Annotated in this window: 19 protein-coding genes; 7 read left to right on the top strand and 12 right to left on the bottom strand. The window is 62.1% G+C overall.

Annotated features, from left to right (window positions below; genetic code table 11):
* Positions 1–213 precede the first annotated feature (213 nt).
* Positions 214–843 (top strand): hypothetical protein, encoded by a 630-nt coding sequence (locus FJ492_RS02125; protein WP_181166558.1) that lies wholly within the window; start codon positions 214–216, stop codon positions 841–843.
* Positions 844–955: 112 nt separating this feature from the next.
* Here FJ492_RS02125 and FJ492_RS29050 read toward each other — a convergent pair whose 3' ends face one another.
* A complete protein-coding gene (locus FJ492_RS29050; protein ID WP_246675857.1) occupies positions 956–3,199 on the bottom strand; it encodes a hypothetical protein in 2,244 nt (747 codons plus the stop codon).
* Positions 3,200–3,955: 756 nt separating this feature from the next.
* A complete protein-coding gene (locus FJ492_RS02115; RefSeq protein WP_246675855.1) occupies positions 3,956–4,624 on the bottom strand; it encodes a hypothetical protein in 669 nt (222 codons plus the stop codon).
* Between the two features lie 115 nt (positions 4,625–4,739).
* Between FJ492_RS02115 and dusA the strand changes: the two genes are divergently transcribed.
* Positions 4,740–5,738, top strand: coding sequence for a tRNA dihydrouridine(20/20a) synthase DusA (gene dusA, locus FJ492_RS02110; RefSeq protein ID WP_140768239.1), 999 nt, complete (start codon positions 4,740–4,742; stop codon positions 5,736–5,738).
* Positions 5,739–5,843: 105 nt separating this feature from the next.
* Here the strand turns inward: dusA and FJ492_RS02105 are convergent, their stop codons facing one another.
* Together FJ492_RS02105 and FJ492_RS02100 are read right to left on the bottom strand one after the other, a co-directional pair.
* On the bottom strand, positions 5,844–6,548 hold the full coding sequence (locus tag FJ492_RS02105; RefSeq protein WP_140505417.1) for a TIGR02281 family clan AA aspartic protease: 705 nt from the start codon (positions 6,546–6,548) through the stop codon (positions 5,844–5,846).
* A gap of 10 nt (positions 6,549–6,558) precedes the next feature.
* The gene (locus FJ492_RS02100) at positions 6,559–6,789 is read right to left on the bottom strand and encodes a DUF1289 domain-containing protein (protein WP_027142658.1); all 231 of its coding nucleotides are present in this window, start codon (positions 6,787–6,789) and stop codon (positions 6,559–6,561) included.
* 198 nt (positions 6,790–6,987) lie between these two features.
* Here FJ492_RS02100 and FJ492_RS02095 point away from each other — a divergent pair, with 198 nt between their 5' ends.
* A complete protein-coding gene (locus FJ492_RS02095) occupies positions 6,988–7,986 on the top strand; it encodes a nicotinate-nucleotide--dimethylbenzimidazole phosphoribosyltransferase (RefSeq protein ID WP_140505415.1) in 999 nt (332 codons plus the stop codon).
* Between the two features lie 19 nt (positions 7,987–8,005).
* Here FJ492_RS02095 and FJ492_RS02090 read toward each other — a convergent pair whose 3' ends face one another.
* Together FJ492_RS02090 and FJ492_RS02085 are read right to left on the bottom strand one after the other, a co-directional pair.
* Entirely contained in the window at positions 8,006–8,533 is a 528-nt protein-coding gene (locus tag FJ492_RS02090) for a GNAT family N-acetyltransferase (RefSeq protein WP_140768237.1), read from the bottom strand.
* Positions 8,534–8,581: 48 nt separating this feature from the next.
* Positions 8,582–10,102, bottom strand: a complete 1,521-nt coding sequence (locus FJ492_RS02085; protein ID WP_140505411.1) for a HAMP domain-containing sensor histidine kinase — start codon at positions 10,100–10,102, stop codon at positions 8,582–8,584.
* Positions 10,103–10,178: 76 nt separating this feature from the next.
* Here FJ492_RS02085 and FJ492_RS02080 point away from each other — a divergent pair, with 76 nt between their 5' ends.
* The 4 genes from FJ492_RS02080 to FJ492_RS02065 all read left to right on the top strand — a co-directional run bounded on the left by FJ492_RS02080 (position 10,179) and on the right by FJ492_RS02065 (position 12,661).
* Complete coding sequence (locus tag FJ492_RS02080; RefSeq protein WP_140505409.1) at positions 10,179–10,802, top strand: thermonuclease family protein; 624 nt, start codon at positions 10,179–10,181, stop codon at positions 10,800–10,802.
* A gap of 33 nt (positions 10,803–10,835) precedes the next feature.
* Positions 10,836–11,447, top strand: a complete 612-nt coding sequence (locus FJ492_RS02075) for a glutathione S-transferase (protein WP_140768235.1) — start codon at positions 10,836–10,838, stop codon at positions 11,445–11,447.
* Entirely contained in the window at positions 11,387–12,061 is a 675-nt protein-coding gene (locus FJ492_RS02070; protein WP_140768233.1) for a uracil-DNA glycosylase family protein, read from the top strand. Before FJ492_RS02075 ends, FJ492_RS02070 begins: the two co-directional genes overlap by 61 nt.
* Positions 12,062–12,169: 108 nt before the next feature.
* Positions 12,170–12,661 (top strand): Lrp/AsnC family transcriptional regulator, encoded by a 492-nt coding sequence (locus FJ492_RS02065; protein ID WP_006205209.1) that lies wholly within the window; start codon positions 12,170–12,172, stop codon positions 12,659–12,661.
* A gap of 9 nt (positions 12,662–12,670) precedes the next feature.
* On the opposite strand, the gene FJ492_RS02060 is transcribed toward FJ492_RS02065, so the two are convergent.
* The 6 genes from FJ492_RS02060 to FJ492_RS02035 form a co-directional block, all read right to left on the bottom strand.
* Positions 12,671–13,234, bottom strand: coding sequence for a DUF3299 domain-containing protein (locus FJ492_RS02060; protein WP_140505403.1), 564 nt, complete (start codon positions 13,232–13,234; stop codon positions 12,671–12,673).
* Positions 13,235–13,338: 104 nt separating this feature from the next.
* Complete coding sequence (locus FJ492_RS02055; protein ID WP_140768231.1) at positions 13,339–14,043, bottom strand: DNA alkylation repair protein; 705 nt, start codon at positions 14,041–14,043, stop codon at positions 13,339–13,341.
* A 7-nt stretch (positions 14,044–14,050) separates the two neighbouring features.
* Positions 14,051–14,920: an NAD(P)-dependent oxidoreductase gene (locus FJ492_RS02050; protein WP_140768229.1), complete on the bottom strand. Its 870-nt coding sequence runs from the start codon at positions 14,918–14,920 to the stop codon at positions 14,051–14,053.
* Positions 14,921–15,033: 113 nt separating this feature from the next.
* Positions 15,034–15,858: an ABC transporter permease gene (locus FJ492_RS02045; protein ID WP_140505397.1), complete on the bottom strand. Its 825-nt coding sequence runs from the start codon at positions 15,856–15,858 to the stop codon at positions 15,034–15,036.
* Entirely contained in the window at positions 15,855–16,571 is a 717-nt protein-coding gene (locus FJ492_RS02040; RefSeq protein ID WP_140768227.1) for an ABC transporter permease, read from the bottom strand. Before FJ492_RS02040 ends, FJ492_RS02045 begins: the two co-directional genes overlap by 4 nt.
* Before the next feature lie 73 nt (positions 16,572–16,644).
* A complete protein-coding gene (locus tag FJ492_RS02035; protein WP_027142669.1) occupies positions 16,645–17,430 on the bottom strand; it encodes an ABC transporter substrate-binding protein in 786 nt (261 codons plus the stop codon).
* Between the last annotated feature and the right edge of the window lie 71 nt (positions 17,431–17,501).

The raw sequence follows: 17,501 nt of genomic DNA, 5'->3' as shown, positions 1-17,501 counted from the left end.
GATTGCTGTGTTGCCGCTATCGATGCCGATCATCGTCCCACACCGCGTCCTTGATGCAGCGGATTCATTCCCTAGTTAATTCCGTGGGCACCGTATTCGCGAGTTTCTGCCTTGGGGCAGCGGCGGTTTAGACGTTCTGACCGCATGCCGCGCAAGGACGGCTGGGCTGAGGTACATTTGGAGACTGCCGTGCGTCGATCCCTTGGATTCAGCTTGGCTTATTTTGCATTCGCGTGCTCGATCGCGGCAGCTTGCGCTGGAACTGCAGCCGCCGGCCCGCACGGCGGAGGGCATGACGGTGGCGGCCATCAGGGTGATAACGGGGGTCATGGCAGCCATGACAACGGCGGCAACGGCAAAGGCAAGGGCAAAGGACCTGCCGGCGATCCCGGCGATCCCGGCGATCCTGTGGGCAACAGCGGCAGTCCGCCGTCGACCAATGACGGGATCAGCACCACTCCAACGGCCTCAATACCGTCAACTCCAGCTGACATTGTCAACCGGTCCACGGACGGCGGACATTCGCTCGACCTCCCGCCCGCCCTGCAGCCTCTCGAAGACAACACTGTTCTATCAGCGGTCCACCCGATCGAAGCGCTGCCCGGTGTCCCGGATAAGGTCGTTCGCGCCTGTCAGGACGCAATCGAGCAGGCCGCCGCCAAGTTTGGCGCGGCCAGTGTGCGCGTCAGCAGCGCAGGTTCCATACGTCGGCTGAGCCAACGTAAGATCTCGGCCCCTGTTCAGGTCAGCATCGACTATATGCATCAGGGACGGGTGGAGACGCGTCAGGCGCCGGTCGGGTGCGAATTGAACGCGAAAGGCAGCGTGATCGGTCTGACATAGCGCAGAGCGCGGAACTCCTTGCGAATTCATTCCGCTTTTCCCGGCCTCCGTGTGTTGCGAATGGTGCAGGCCAATGAATGGACCCTTCATCGTCGTCGCAATCGTTTGGAATTCAATCCGACGTCGGGTGTATTGGCCGGAGGGCAAAGGGAAGCGCGACAGTACGCACGCGGATCACCCGCGAGGAGTTGCGAAGCTTGCTGCGCGTAGTCGTCTTCTGGCTGACAGCTTTCACCTGACCGGTGCCGTCCGATGCGCGGCCAGAGCGCGGCTGCAGCGGCGGCTCAATTTGCGCGCTGCGGCGCTCAGCCCTGAGCTTGTCATTGTCCGCGCGTTTGGCAGCCAGGTCGCGGGCCAGAGAAACAGTGGCTTCGCGTTGGTTGTCCAGAGCTTCGTTCAGCCTGGTGACCTGTCCTGAAAGTGTTGAAGACGTGCCGCGCTCCAGGCGGGCTTTATTAAGGTCCTCACGGGTCGATACTGCGGCAGCGCGTTCTCGTGTCAGAGCCTGCGCGGTCTCGGCTGCGGTCTGCTCGGCACGCTCTCTTGCTGACACAGCCTTGGCTCGTTCCTGCTCAGCCGCATCGCGCTCGAGGCGGGCTTTATCGAGATCCTCATGGGCCGATGCTGCGGAAGCGCGTTCTCGTGTCAGAGCCTGCGTCGCTTCGGCTGCAGTCTGCTCCGCACGCTCTCTTGCTGAGACAGCCCTGGCTCGTTCCTGTTCAGCCGCGTCGCGCTCGAGGCGGGCTTTATCGAGGTCTTCCTTGGTCGATGCTACGGAAGCGCGCGCCAGGGCGAGAGCTTGCGCCGTCACGGCTGCGGTCTGCTCCGCACGCTCTTTTGCTGAGACAGCCTTGACTCGTTCCTGTTCAGCCGCGTCGCGCTCGAGGCGGGCTTTATCGAGGTCCTCACGGATCGATGCTGCGGAAGCGCGTTCTCGTGTCAGAGCCTGCGCCGTCTGGGCTGCGGTCTGCTCCGCACGCTCTTTTGCTGAGACAGCCTTGGCTCGTTCCTGTTCAGCCGCGTCGCGCTCGAGGCGGGCTTTGTCGAGATCCTCACGAGTCGATGCTGCGGAAGCGCGTTCCCGGGCGAGGGCCTGCGCAGTCTGGATTGCGGTCTGCTCCACCCGTCCTCTCGCTGTGGCTGCACCGGTTCGTTCCCGCTCAGCCGTATCCGCGATCGCGGCCTTGGACAGTTCCATTGCGGCGAGGTCGCCACGAAGGTCCTTCGACTTCCGGCGCTCGTCGTCAAGCACTCCGTTCACTTGCGCAAGCGAGGCCTTGGCACTGGCGCGGTCCTCGGCGGCCGTGGCCTCAAGCTGTGAAATTTGCGCCCGCGCTTGGGATAGGTCGCGCGCCATCAGTTCGGTTCGCTGACGCTCCAGATGAGCAGCCGGCATCTGCGTAACGACATAGTTGATGCTCTCGCCCAGCAGCCTGCGAGCGTCTCCCGCAATGCGCTGCAATGCGCCATACGTGCGGGCTGCCGCGAGTTCGTTGCGCAGACGCTCCCCGTATGCGTTGTCGGCTGCTGCCATGCTTGTCCTCAGGACGTCGACCTGCTTGCGCGATTCCAAGAGCTCACTCTGCAGAGAGGCGCTTCTGGCGCGCTCTTCTTCCACAGCTCGGTGCTCCTGGCCGGCCTGATCCCTCGCAGCGGATGCCTGAGCACGAGCAGCCTCGACTTCAGCGTTGGCAGCCGCGAGATCCGGGCCAAGCGCTTCAGTATTCGTACGCCCGCCGCCCTGGGCTGGTCCCTCCATATCCAATGCAGCACTCGCCGGAACCGCGAAGGATCGCGAAAGATCGGGCGGGGAGGGATTCTGGGCTTGCGAAATGGCGGGGGCGCTTTCGACCCAATTTGGTCTCGTCATCGTATAGCCAAGCGGCACGGCCAGGCAGACTGTGGCGATGCCCAGGCGTGATACAAGACCGATAGGCCAGCGAAAACGAGGAGGAGGGGGCGTAGCGATGTTGGTCGGGGAAGCGAAAGCATCGGGCAGGTCGCCTGGCGAACTCTCATAAGCTTCGGAGATCATCTCGAAATGCTCGATTCGCACCCCCAACTGACGGTAGTTTGCATCCTGAGGCCGGGCATCCGCATCTGAGGGCACGACAGCCTGAGAAGAACCAGATCCGGTTGCAAGATCGATCGGGCGTTCCCAGACCCAAGAAACCTCATCGAGAGGGACAGGCTTGCATTCTTTCAGATAGGCATTTGGATTCGGGCGACCCCGCAGCACTGCGATAAGGGCATGCCGGAGCACAAGAAAGGCGCCCGCCAATACGAGCATCGCGATCCCGCCCAGGATGGCGAGATCTGTGTCACTTGTGTAAATTCCACCAAGATGATTTGGCATCGCCGTGCCCGTGTGGTTTTTGGGTGCAATTTTAAGCTCGCGAAGCGGTTTTCGGGTCCTCTCCCTGGTGCTGGCTAAAGCCTCTGCCTGCTCTCGAAGCTGTCACTGCTTCGGGTCCTCCAGTGCCGTGCGAATACAATTGTTGCGTTGCGGAGCGCCGGTCGGGCGCTGGCAGAAGATCCCGGCGCAGAAGATTTGCGCTCGAACCGAAACTCGAAGATGCCATGGCCGCCGGTTGTCGCCCGCCGCCAGCGCCCCGAAAAGCCGACTCGCACCTCTCCATCGTCAATATCCCAAAAGTTCTCCCACGGTGCGTTCCAATCCGCATTTTCGGGGTCCGGACGGTCCATCCTGAACTCTAGCTAGGCCACAGACCTCCACGGTCAACCATCTCGGCCAGTACCATGCAGAACGGCCATTGTGGTGCCTGCTCTTCGCGGGTCTGAGTCTCCAGCAGCGATCATGGACGCCGTAGCGAACCCAATTTCGGTGACGCCGATGGCGAATGGCACTACAAGATTTACCGGAGCCGGCGCAGTCGTGGTCCTTAACCCCCTTGGCCAAGTCGTTACCCTCTGGCCGAAATGACGAACCAATGGCAAACGATGATGAGTATTAAATCAATGGGAGCGGCAATCCGCACAATCCTACTATCGGATTGGGACCCGTTACTGGTCAGAGATGTGTCGGTGGCGCAAGACGAATATGACGCCTATGTAGGGCCGATCACCGGCCTGATTGAACGTAAGGCACCGGTTATTCCAAATCGGGCCAACGCGCCTTGCATATCTCTTCCTGGCGCATCGCGGTTGCGACAGCGAACCGAATGATCTGGCTAATCGGTGCAATCTGGCGAGGGTTTGCCTCGAAATGAGCGATGAGCTTGTCGAGTTCATCCTGTGTCGGTCGTCTATCTCGCTGTTGGCCTTTGCCAACGAGACCAAGCCTCGTTAGGGCGACACGCGCGAAATCACCCGGTTCGACCTTGACGGGCAGGCCGTGGACCGCAGCGGCGTGAGTAAGAACAAGTTTTATAAAGCCGATGTCGATACCGAGGGTCATCGGTCCGGCACCTTGGGCGGCGCGGTCACGACCAAAACGAATGAGCCGTTCGCGATCGAGCGCTGCTAGGTTGCACTTCCCCAGATGCCGTTGGAGCATATCGAGGGCCGCGGCCTTGGAGCGGCGAGGGGACTTGCCTACATCGCACATGTCGTCGATATGAAGGTCTATCAGTTCGCCGAAGGTCTTCAGGCGCGCTATACGGGACTTTGTCGGCGTCTCGCCACGATCGACTTGCCGTTCGGCATCAGTTGCCCAACGTCGTGCGTCGTCTCGGCGCAGGAAGGTTTCGCTGACGTAGCGTCCTTTGCGACGGACTTGGACACGCCAGGAACCGGACGGGAGCTTTGTGTAGGTGGCCATTTTTTCGTGTGCGCTTCGTGTGCACTGAGAGATCGAAACGTGGCGAAAAGGGTCGTATTCTGGCGTAAATTCGGGTTGGGCCGCTAGGACCTAAGAATTTGATGTTAAAGGAAAAATGCTGAAAAATCAAGATCATAGGCTGGCCATTGCACCCATGATGGATTGGACGGATCGGCATTGCCGGTTCTTCCATCGCCGGCTGACGATACATGCGATGCTGTACACCGAAATGGTTGTCGCCGACGCAGTGATCCATGGCGCACGCGAGCGGCTGCTTGGCTTCGATGAGGTGGAACATCCCGTCGCCCTGCAACTTGGCGGCTCGGATCCCGCAAAACTTGCCGAAGCGGCGCGTATTGGCGAGGCCTTCGGTTATGACGAGATCAATCTCAATGTCGGCTGCCCGTCCGACCGCGTCCAGTCGGGCACCTTCGGCGCTTGCCTGATGAAAGTGCCCGACCTTGTCGCCGACTGCATCGCCGCGATGAAAGCGGCAGTGACGGTGCCGGTCACGGTCAAATGCCGCATCGGCGTCGACGAACAGGATCCGGAGCCGGCGCTCGATGCGCTGGCGAATGGGGTTTTCGATGCCGGCGCCGATACCTTGTGGGTGCATGCTCGCAAGGCGTGGCTGGAAGGGCTGAGCCCCAAGGAAAACCGCGACATCCCGCCGCTTGACTATGACAGGGTCTATCGGCTGAAGGAAAAAAAGACGAGTAAATTCATTGGCATCAATGGCGGTATTCAGTCGCTTGAAGAGGCTCGGACGCATCTCGATCATGTCGATGGGGCCATGCTCGGCCGCGCCGCGTACCACACACCAGGCATTCTGGCCGGTGTTGACGCCGCCTTCTACGGAGCGCTGCCGGAAGCGTTCGATTTCGCGGCGCTGGTCGATGCGATGGCGGATTATGCGGCGCGCCATATCGAACAAGGCGGACGGCTCGGCCATGTCACCCGCCATATGGTCGGGCTGTTTCACGGGCTGCCCGGCGCGCGCCGCTACCGCCAGATCCTATCCACCGACGCGACCCGGCCCGGAGCCGGACCGGACGTGCTGAAGACGGCTTTCGCGGCTGTCGAATTTGGTGGAGCGGCCGCCGAAGCGGCCTGAACTTACAGCATGTCGCGGCGAATAGGATTCGCCTGACCGGCTGTAAGCTTCTGACTTTATGCATGTCGTTGTCCCGGAACCGAGGGCACTTCCGGGCGACATGCATTAGTCCCTGAGGATCATACGGTCGCCGCGCACGTCGAAGCCCGAGAGCGAACCGATGAAGTTCATGCCGAGCAGGCTTTGGCTCAGCATGCCGGGAGCGGCGATCATTACCGACATATCCTTGCGCACGATGCCGCCGATCGCCAGCTCGTGGGTTTTGACCGCTGCGGCGCGTGCCATGCCGTTGGCTGTCGAAACCTGTATTGTGTAGTTGAGCGCCGCCGGATTGAAGCCGGCGGCTTGCGCGTCTTCCGAAGTCAGGACCGTGCTGGTCGCGCCGGTGTCGACGACGGTGCGAACCGGGTTGCCGTTGACCAGGATGCGCGCTTCGAAATGACCATTGTCGGCCTTGTCCAGGGTCACGGTGGCGTGGCCGTCTTCGACGCCGAGCGCCAGCGGACTGCCGGGAACGAGGCCCGCGGTCACGCGGCTGGCGACGTCCTGCAGCTCGTAACGATATTGGTAGCCGGCAATCAGCGCGAGCACGATAGCGGCCCAGGCGCCGAGATTGCGGGCCATCACTCCGAGCGGCGCCGACCGCAGCAAGCCGGCACCGATAAGGGCGCCGAAAGCTCCAAGCCAGATCAGCCGTCCAAAATCGTAATTCTCGACGCCGAGCGTGCTGCCTGCGGAATCGTTGAGCATGAGAAGCGCTGCCCCCACGCCGATCACCGCCATCACAGTCCAGAACAGCCGGCTGCTCATCCGTTCCTCGCTAGAGTGCGTCGCGTTCGCGCGCCATGCGGGTGCGGCGTGTTTCCCGGCGCGGCCGGCGCTCGACGGTTTCCAGCCGGGCCGGCAGTTCGGCCATCACGCTGCGGCGCGTCTCGGGCGTCATCGCCATCCAGGCGCCGATCTCGTCGCGCGTGCGGCCGCAACCGAAGCAGAAGCCGGTTTTCATATCGATCGAACAGACCAGGATGCAGGGAGTTTCGATGGCCGTCATGACTTTCTCTCGAGGGACCCGGTCCGGAATCCGCTCTTCCATCTCCACATGGTGCAACGGCAAAGCCAATGCAAGCCCTCGCGATAGCGCCTTCCGTGACCGTCTTTGCGGCAAATCAGCAAGGACGATCGAGGAGGTTGTGCCGATCACGCAAGGCAGCTATGCCGCTCCCTGGATCCAGGAACGATTGTTCGCGACATGACCAGTGCACTGCCTTTCGATGATTTCCGTAACCTGCTCGACAATTTGCCGGCAGCCGACCTCAAAGCCGAAGCGCGCGTGCGCACGCTGTTTGCCAAGGCCGACAAGCCGGTGAATTCGCTTGGCCGCGTCGAGGACATCGCCGCGTGGCTCGCGGCCTGGAGCGGTCGCGCTCCGCCCGCCGTGACCAGGCCCTTGATGGCTGTCTTTGCCGGTAATCATGGCGTTGTCAGGCATGGCATTTCGACGAGGCCCGTGGCGGCGACCGCCAACGCGGTCGAGCTTTGCGCGGCCGGCGGTGCGGCGATCAACCAGATCTGCATTGCCAACGACCTCGGTCTGAAGGTGTTCGATCTTGCCCTGCACATCCCGACCGGCGACATCGCCGAGGATGCCGCGCTCGATGAACGCGGTTGCGCGGCCACCATGGCCTTCGGAATGGAGGCGATTGCCGGCGGCACCGACCTGCTTTGCCTGGGCGATCTCGGCGTCGGCAACTCCACCGTCGCCGCCGCCCTGTTCGCCGCGTTGCTGGGGGGCAGGGGTGCCGACTGGATTGGTCCGGGATCCGGCGCCGATGCGGCGATGCAGGCCCGCAAGGCGGAGGTGATCGATGCGGCGCTGGCCTTTCACGGGAACCATCTGGAAGACCCGCTGGAGGCGCTGCGCCGGGTCGGCGGCCGCGAGTTCGCGGCGATAGCCGGCGCAATCCTTGCCGCGCGGATGCAGCAGATACCGGTACTGCTCGATGGCTTCGCGGCAACGGCAGCCGCGGCGGTGTTGCATGCGGCGAACCCCGCAGCGCTTGATCATTGTCTTCTCGCCAGCCTGTCGCCGGAGCCCGCGCATGCAAGGGCCGCCGAGCACCTCGGGCTGCGTCCGCTGCTCGATCTGGGCATCGGTCATGGCGAAGGGGCAGGAGCAGCCCTGGCGGCCGGGCTGGTCAAGGCAGCGGCATTGACAAGTTCAGGCATGGCGGCGGCTGTGCGGGGCTAACGTCCCCGGTCCTCGCGCGTCAACGCCGGCTATTGGGAATGCGATAGACGACCGAGGTATATTTCGAATTCGAGCGTGTCTCGACTATTGAACCGCCAAGGCCTTCCGCGATCCTTCTGCTCGCCACGTTCTCTTCTGCGGCTGGATACTCGAAGCAATCCGGATTGAATGCGTCGGACGCCCAAGCCGCCACGGCGGCAACGGCCTCGCGGCCGATGCCGTTTCCATGTACGTCCTCCCTTAGCCAAATTCCGATCTCGGGACAAGCAGTCCTGGCCGCATGAAGGCCGACAAGCCCCAGGCAGCGACCGTCCGCCAACGAACGCACGACGAAATGCCAATCCGATCCGTCAAGGATCGGGGCCGGCCAGGATCGCCATACCTCGCCAAAAGCCGCTGGTGATCGAGGTGGTTCCCACTGCATGAAGCGGGTGATCGCGGGAGTGATGGCGGCAAAGACTTCTGCGGCATCGTCGGCCGCAAACAGCTTCAGGCGAAGCCGCTGCGATTTGATTTCGATGCTGCTGGCATCCCACTCCGCCGTCATTATGGTCCGTTCCTTTTCGCGGCTGTGTCGACGCAGGCGCCCAAGGCGCTACCGCCGTCGCGCGGCGACCGCGGCGGTCGGCAGCGCCGGCAGTTCTTCCATCACCCTGCTCAGCGGGAAAATGGCGATCGCCTCGGTGCCCTCGCGCAGCTTGGAATGAAGCTCGAACTCGCCGCCATGCATGGCGAGCAGCCCTTGCACGATCGGCAGGCCAAGCCCGGTGCCTTGCTCGGCGCTCTTGATGGCGATCGACCCCTGGCCGAAGGCTGAAAGCACGATCGGGATCTCGTCCTCGGGAATGCCGGGGCCGTTGTCCTTGATCGAAATGTACTGTCCTCCACCCGCCGTCCAGCCGACCCGGACGCGGATTTCGCCGCCGGTGGCGGTGAATTTGATGGCGTTGGACAGAAGGTTGAGCGCGATCTGGCGCACGGCGCGCTCGTCGGCGAACAGCCGCGGCAATGTCTGTTCGAAATCCTGAACGACGCGGATATCCTTATTGCGTGCCTTCAGCTCCATCATGTGACAGCAATCCTCGACGATGTTGAGCAGCATCACCGGCTCCTCGTTGAGCTGGTATCGGCCGGCCTCGATGCGCGACAGGTCGAGGATCTCGTTGATCAGGTCGAGCAGGTGCTGGCCTGAATCATGCACGTCATGGGCATAGTCGCGATAGGTGGGATTGCTCATCGGCCCCAGCACCTCGTTCGCCATCACCTCGGAAAAGCCGAGAATGGCGTTGAGCGGGGTGCGCAATTCGTGACTCATCGAGGCGAGGAAACGCGATTTTGCAAGGTTGGCGTCCTCGGCCCGCCGCCGCGCCTCGTCCGACATCGATTTCGCCGTCTCCACTTCGGCGATCAGCGCATCCTTTTCGGAGCGGAACGACAAGAGCAGCAGGGAGAAGCGATTGAGGTGACTGGCGATATAGGCGAAGAAAGGCAGCGACAGGACGAGCAGCCCGGCCATGATCGCCTCGACCGGCATCCACGACCTGGTCGCGGCATAGGCGTAGAGCGCCACTGGAAACGCGAAGGTCGCCAGCAGGGCGCCGCTCAGGGACGAGGCCATGAGCGCGGTCCCTGCCATGGCGAACAGGAGCACCACCGCCTTGATCACCTGGAACTGGTCGACCTCGCAGGCGCCGCAGCCCAGCCAGACGAACCAGGCCCAGCCTAGGCCGCAAAGGAAATGCCCGACCAGGAATTCCCTTCGCGTTTGCAATGAGTTGAGTTCGGAAGCTTCCGTGCGCTCGATGCGCCGCGCCATGAAGACGACTGTTGTATAGCAGGTGAGCGTAAACAAAGCCCAGAGCCCGATCTCATTGCCGACACCGGCCAAACGGCCGGCCGCGGCGATCACCAGGACGAGCAGCGGGATGACGACGGCACCGCTTGTCATGGTCCGGGCGTGGAGCTTCAGCAGTTCGCGATCGAAATCGGGATTGCCGGCCTGCTGCGAAAGACGGTCGCGCGTCTTGCGCACCGCGCGCGCGACATCGCTGTTGCGATGCCGTTTCCTGCGGTCCACAATGAACTTGTCCGCTGTGTTCGAGCGTTGCGAGGGCATCAAAAGCTTCAATTTATGCGCGCAGCGATTTCAAGGTGTTAAGCTACGTTCGAATGATTAACCAACCGTTTGCCATATGAGCCGTTCCTGGTCGCCAAGGTCGCGCCCGCGGTACGCGGCACCTCGCCGCAGAAGCCTGTGGCGCAAGCTGCTGGACTACGGGCTGACCGTCATCATTCTGGGGCTGTTGATCCTGCTTGCGGCGCGTCTTGACCGGGTGGAGACACGCAAGACGCAAGGTACGGCCATCATCAATGACGGCGATTCGATCACGCTCGGCGCCGAGCGCATCCGAATGCGCGGCATCGACGCTCCGGAGTATACCCAGACCTGCCGCAAGAGCGGCGCCGACTATGCCTGTGGTACTCAGGCGCGCCAATCGCTGGTGCGGCTGATCGCCGGCAGGCCGGTCACTTGCAGCGGCTGGCAGCGCGATCGCTATGGCCGGTTGCTTGGCGACTGCAAGGCCGGCGGCACCGACCTCAACCGCGCCCAGGTCGAGGCGGGCTGGGCCGTCGCCTATGGCGACTTCGAAGGCGAGGAAGCCACCGCGCGCGCCGCAAGGATTGGCATCTGGGCGGGCACGTTCGACCAGCCGCAGGATTGGCGCGACAGCCACCACGGCGATGTCGTGGAGCGAAAACATGGCATGCTGGCGTCGATCGGCGATGCCGTGCGCGAGATATTTCGGTTCTGGTGAAGCATGTCTGGCGAAAGGAAAAGGAGGATTGAAATGAAGCTGTTCGACGGCGGTCGTGCGCCCAACCCACGGCGGGTTCGCGTTTTCCTCGCTGAAAAGGGGACCACGGTTCCGTTGGTGCCCATCGACATGGGCGCACTGGAACACAAGCAGCAGCCGGTCAGCTCGCGCAATCCGCTGCGGCGCCTGCCGGTTCTGGAGCTCGATGACGGCACCATCCTCACCGAATCCGTCGCTATCTGCCGCTATTTCGAGGAGCTTTATCCCGAGCCGGCATTGTTCGGGCGCGGCGCACTTGGCAAGGCGCAGGTCGAGATGTGGCAGAGGCGGATGGAGTTCAACCTGCTCAGCAGCGTCACGCAAGCTTTCCGCCACATCCATCCGGCCATGAAGGAATGGGAAATCCCGCAGATCTCCGAATGGGGCGAGGCCAACAAGCCGAAGGCGGTGGATTTTCTCAGGCTGCTGGACGCTGAACTGGGCAGCCGCGAATTCGCCGCCGGCGACAGCTTTTCGATTGCCGACATCACCGGCCTGATCGCGATCGACTTCATGAAGCCGGCACGCATCAAGGTGCCGGAGGAATGCACCAATGTGCTACGTTGGCATCAGGCCGTCTCCAGCCGCCCGAGTGCCGCCGCTTGAGCGTCCAACTGGACAGGCTCGCCGCGACGGTCCGCGCCTGCCGCATCTGCGTCGACACTCCCGCCGGCAAGCCGCTGCCCCACAAGCCGCGTCCGGTGCTGCGACCCTCGTCAAGCGCCCGCATCCTGATCGCCAGCCAGGCCCCGGGAACCAAGGTGCATGTGTCGGGCATGCCATTCACCGACGCTTCCGGCGACCGCCTGCGCAATTGGCTCGGTGTGACCAGCGACGAATTTTATGACATCGAGAAATTCGCCATTGTGCCGATGGGCTTCTGCTTTCCCGGACAGGACGCCAAGGGCGGCGACCTGCCGCCGAGGCGTGAGTGCGCCCCGGCCTGGCGCGCGCCCTTGATGGCGTCGATGCCGCGGATCGACCTGGTGCTGGCGATCGGCATCTATGCGCAGACCTGGCACATGGGCGCGGCGCGCCGCCCCTCGCTGACGGAAACAGTGATGAACTGGCGCGCCATCTGGGACAGTTCCGTCGGCCCCAAAGTGCTGCCATTGCCACATCCATCCTGGCGCAACACTGGCTGGTTGAAGCAGAATCCTTGGTTTGAAATGGATTTGCTGCCTTTCCTGCGGTCGGAAATCCGCTATCGCCTCGGTTAGGCATTCAGCAAGAAATCACTCGCTTTCGGCGCAGGCAGCAGAATTTCTTTCTTGTGAACGGCCCAAATAAAAGGGAATATAGCGAAACTATTCCACCAGGAGCTTCCGATGGATCGCCTTGACCGAAAAATTCTCCGCCTCCTGCAGGAGGACGCGACGCTCGCGGTCGCCGACGTTGCCAAGAAAGTCGGCCTGTCGACCACGCCGTGCTGGCGGCGCATCCAGAAGCTCGAAGAGGAGGGCGTCATCAAGCGGCGCGTCGCCATTCTCGACCACGAAAAGGTCAATGTGCGGGTCACCGTCTTCGTGTCGATCCGCACCAATTCGCACAGCCATGAATGGCTGCGCCGGTTCTCCGAGGTCATCCAGGAATTTCCCGAGGTGGTCGAATTCTATCGCATGAGCGGCGACGTCGATTACCTGTTGCGTGTCGTGGTGCCCGATATCGCCGCCTATGACGCCTTCTACAAGCGGCTGATCGCCAAGATCGAGATCCGGGACGTGTCGTCGTCCTTCGCCATGGAGCAGATCAAGTACACGACCGAAATCCCGCTCGATTACATGGTGCTGGACAAGGAGTCGGGCGCCAACGCGGCCTGATCCCGCAACTCAATTCTTCTTCTTGTTGAGGAAACTCCAGGGCGAGTTCACCGGCAATACGATGGAATCCGGCACCGTGTCGACGGCCATGACATCTGCCTTGCGCACGGCGTAACCGGATTGGATGACGCTGACGCCGTCGAGAATGAACAATTGGCTTTTCTCCATCTCCGGCTTCAGGGCACCAGTAACGGCGACCGGCTGGTAGGCTTTCGACATCTTGTAGGGACGGGCAGGCGTGACCAGCATGATCTGATTGGGCGGCGGCGTCGGCATGTGGCTGCACGCGCCGGTCCAAGGCACCAGCAGGAACTGATAGACGAGATCGCCGTCGCGATCGACCGGCAATGCATAGCCGGCTAATTGTATCGTTTTGCCCTGCAGGGCAACCGACAGCGTCTCGCCGTGATCCGGCAGTTTCGCCGCGATCATCGGCAGGCCGGCGTCTTCGGCAACCGCCTGGGTTACTGGGCGCAAATCCTTCCAAAAGATGTGCGTGGTTTCGGCCGAAGCGCCGGCGGTGGAGAGAGCAAGCGCGGCAGCAAGCGCCAGGATTGATTTGAAATGGGTCATGGCCGCATCCTTTGCGGGCGAGTAAAGACGCCGCCGTCGGTGGCGTCAATGCTCGAGCCGCATCATATGTCGGGCGAGAACCGGCCGCAGCACTCCTCAACCTGTCAGGTCTTTCTGGCGGCGAGGCGCTCGATTGTCCTGGCATCCGATAGTTCCTTCACAGCATCCTTGCCGATCCAGCGCGCGGTCTTGTCGGTCGATTGCGCGAGCCTTTCGGCGACAGCAAGGGCAGCACCGTGCATAACCATGGACCGTTTGCCGAGCGAACGAAGGGCCCAATTCACACCCTTCTTCACGAAATTGCGGGCGTCGGTGGCCTGCACTTCGATGATGGGCAAGAAGGCGAGAAAGGTCGCCTCCGGCTCTTTCTTCCGGTGGACGACAGACCAGGCCATCATGGCAAAAGCCGTGCGTCGAACAAATTCCCGTTCATCGGCCGCAAATTCGCTGATCAGTTCTATCCAGGCATCCGTGTCGACGAACAGATCAGAGACGCCATCGACGATATCCCAGGAGTCGAAGCTCGACGCCCATTGCCTTGCATCCGCGGCGGAAAACCGCTTTGGGTCGGCCGTGACGGAAGCGATGAATTGCGCCTCCACGATACCTGTCTGCCACAGCGCGAACGCGCGCTCGTGGTTGCGCTTGATTTTCTTGGCAATCTGCCGCTGCACACCGTGCGAGATGCCGAGCGCACGTTCGATCTTGATGCCGTAGCGCAGCATGCCAAGACGATTTTCCGCCGTGGCGATCGAGCGCAGATACGCGACGATTTCTTCTGCACTGGATTGGGGCGAAAGCTCGGCCATCGCGATCCTATTTTTCCAGCCGGGCCAGCAACGAGGATGTATCCCAGCGTTTGCCGCCCATCGCCTGCACGTCCTTGTAGAACTGGTCGACAAGCGCGGTCACCGGCAGCCGGGCGCCGTTGCGGTCGGCTTCCGCCAGGCAGATGCCGAGGTCCTTGCGCATCCAGTCGACGGCGAAACCGAAATCATATTTGCCGGCGTTCATGGTCTTATGTCGGTTTTCCATCTGCCACGAACCGGCCGCACCCTTGGAAATCACCTCAATGACTTTTTCGATGTCGAGGCCGGCCTTCTTGCCGAAGTGGATGCCTTCCGACAGTCCCTGCACCAATCCGGCGATGCAGATCTGGTTGATCATCTTGGTGAGCTGGCCGGCGCCCGCCGACCCCATCAGTCCAACCATGCGGGCAAAGGCGTCGATGACGGGCCTGGCCCTGTCGAACGCCGCCTCCTCGCCACCGACCATGACGGTCAGCACGCCATTCTCGGCGCCGGCCTGACCGCCGGAGACCGGTGCGTCGAGAAATGAGAATCCGCCCGATTGCGCGGATTGCGCCAGTTCGCGCGCGACTTCAGCCGACGCCGTGGTGTTGTCGATGAAGACCGAGCCTTTCTCCATCGCCTTGAAGGCGCCTTCCGACCCCGTGGTCACCGAGCGCAAATCATCGTCGTTGCCGACGCAGGAAAAGACGAAATCCTTGCCCTCGGCGGCCTGGGCCGGCGTCGCGGCAAGGCTGCCGCCATGTTGGGCGACCCATTGTTCGGCTTTGGCTTGGGTGCGGTTGTAGACGGTGACGTCGTGGCCGCCCTTGTTCTTCAGGTGTCCGGCCATGGGATAGCCCATGACGCCAAGACCGAGAAATGCCACCGATGCCATGCCTTGTCCTTCCGGCGAAACAGAGATTTCAGCTGCGGAAGCTCTAGGCCATGCGACGAATTCGTCAAGGCGCGCACCGCCGCATCGACTGGCACAGGCCAATCAGGAACGGTTCAGCGCTTTAGGTGGATCGTGATCCGGCGCTCGATCCATTCGACGCCGTGGCGCAGGATTTCGACCATCACAAGATAGACGATGGCGACCCAGACATAGGCCTGGAAATCGAAGGATTTGGCGTAGGCGAGCTTCGCGTTGCCCATCAGGTCGTAGACGGTGATGATGGCGACGATCGCCGAAGCCTTGATCATCAGAACCAGCTCGTTGCCGTAGGGCCGCAATGCCACGATAAACGCCTGCGGCAGGACAACCTTGCGCAGCGTCTGCAGCTTGTGAAGGCCGAGCGAGGCGGCTCCTTCCCATTGGCCCCTGGGCACGCTTTCGATGGCGCCGCGCAGGATCTCGGCCTGATAAGCCGCGGTGTTGAGCGCAAAGGCGAAGACGCCGCAGTTGAAGGCCTCGCGGAAGAACCACCACAGCCCGATGGATTCGAGCTGCAGCCGGAAAGAACCCAAGCCATAGTAGACGAGGTAGACCTGGACCAGCAGTGGCGTGCCGCGGAAGAAATAGACATAGCAATAGGCAAGGCCGGACAGGAAACGGCTCTTCGACATGCGGCCATAGGTGACGGGCAGCGAAAAGATCGCGCCGACCACCATCGAGATCGCAACGAGCGACAGCGTGGTCCACAGCCCCTGCAGATAGGCAGGCGCATATCTGGCAAAGAACTCGCCATTCCAGGCATAGATGAGATAGGCGAGGATACCGAGGCCGAAGAGAATCCAGAGGCCGACGAGCGCGTATCCGACGATACGGGTGCGTGGCCAGCCGCGTGCCTGCGGCGGCGGCCGGTCAACGGAGATAGCTTGGCTGACGCTCATCGTGCCTCCCTCCGTCCCAGCGAACGCAAGATGAACCCGGTCGCGATCGACGACAGGACCGTCAGGACGAGGAAAACCAGGGCCGCGACGCTGTAGAACAGGAACGCGTGTTTCGTGACACGCGCCGCCACCCCCGCGTTGCGCAGGGTTTCGGCGAGGTTGACGACCGAGACCAGGGCGGTGTCCTTGAGCAGGCTGAGCCAGCAATTCTCGAGGCCGGGGAAGGCGATGCGCAGCAGCTGAGGCAGGATCACCTTGCGCATGGTCAGCCATGTCGACAGGCCGATCGCGTAGCCGCCCTCATACTGGCCCTTGGGAATGGCGCGAAAGGCGGAGAGGAATACCTCGCTGGCGTAGGAGGAAAAGATCAGCGACAGCACAATCATGCCGGCGATGAAGCTGTCGACGTCGACCGTCGCCTCGGGCTTGAACAGGCGGATGACATATTGCAGCAGGATGGGCATGCCGAAGAAGAACAGGAACAGCGTCACCAGTTCCGGCAGGCCGCGAAATACGGTGGTGTAGATGTTGGCGGCCACCCGCAGCGACGGTTCTTCGGACTGCTTGGCCCAGGCGACGAAAAAGCCGATCGTCAGGCCGATCGGCAGCGTTGCAAGGGCAAGCGCGATGGTGACCAGCGCGCCATACGCAATATCGTCACTCCAGCCCTCGGGTCCCCAACTCAGCAGTGTCCATATGCTTTGGGCTGGCATTGACTGGTCTTATCCCCACGGCGCTCCTGAGATGAAAGGCGGCAGGGGTTCCCTGCCGCCTTGGCAATGATGATCAGGACTCGGCGCCGTAGACGTCGAACTTGAAGTACTTGTCGTTGATTTCCTTATATTTTCCGTTGGCACGGATGGCGTCGATGGCGGAATTCAGCTTGTTGACCAGGTCGGTCTCGCCTTTGCGAACGGCTATGCCGGCGCCAGGACCGAAAATTTCGACAGGTTGCGGCGAGGGCTGGCCGAGGATCTTGCAGCAGGCGCCGTCAGGCGAATCAAGCCACTGCTGCAGCACGACGATATCGTCCTCGATAGCGTCGAGACGGCCATTGGCAAGATCTGCCTGCTCCTCGGGACTGCTCGGATAACCTTTGACGGTGCTGTCGGTGTAGGTCTTCGAGGCATAGTTGAAATGGGTGGTCGTGGTGGCGACACCGATGCTCTTGCCGGCGAGGTCTTCCTTGGTCACGCCCTTCAGCGGCGAATCCTTCGGCACGGCGAGCGCCGATGGCGTGTTGTAGTATTTGTGCGAGAAGTCAACCTTCTCCTTCCTCTCCGGCGTGATCGACATCGAGGCGACGATGGCATCGAACTTGCCGGCCTGAAGTGCGGGAATGATGCCGTCCCAATCCTGGGCGACGAAGGTGCACTTGACCTTCATCTCATCGCAAAGCGCCTTGGCGATGTCGATGTCGAAGCCGACAAGCTGGCCATCGGCGGTGAGGTTGTTGAATGGGGGGTAGGCGCCTTCGGTGCCGATCCGCAGGGTCTTTTCCTGGGCCTGGGCTACGCCGAGCGTCAGCAGCGCAGCCGATGCGGCGAGCGCGATACGCAGTGCAATACGCATGATAGTCCTCTCTTTATGGTCCCGGCCGTCGTTCCGAAGCGGCTCTGTGGGGCGGTGCTTTTTGACCGCCC

Source organism: Mesorhizobium sp. B2-5-4 (genome assembly GCF_006441095.1).
In the GTDB taxonomy this organism is placed as follows: Bacteria; Pseudomonadota; Alphaproteobacteria; order Rhizobiales; family Rhizobiaceae; genus Mesorhizobium; species Mesorhizobium salmacidum.
This window is presented reverse-complemented; position numbering and strand designations above follow the sequence as displayed.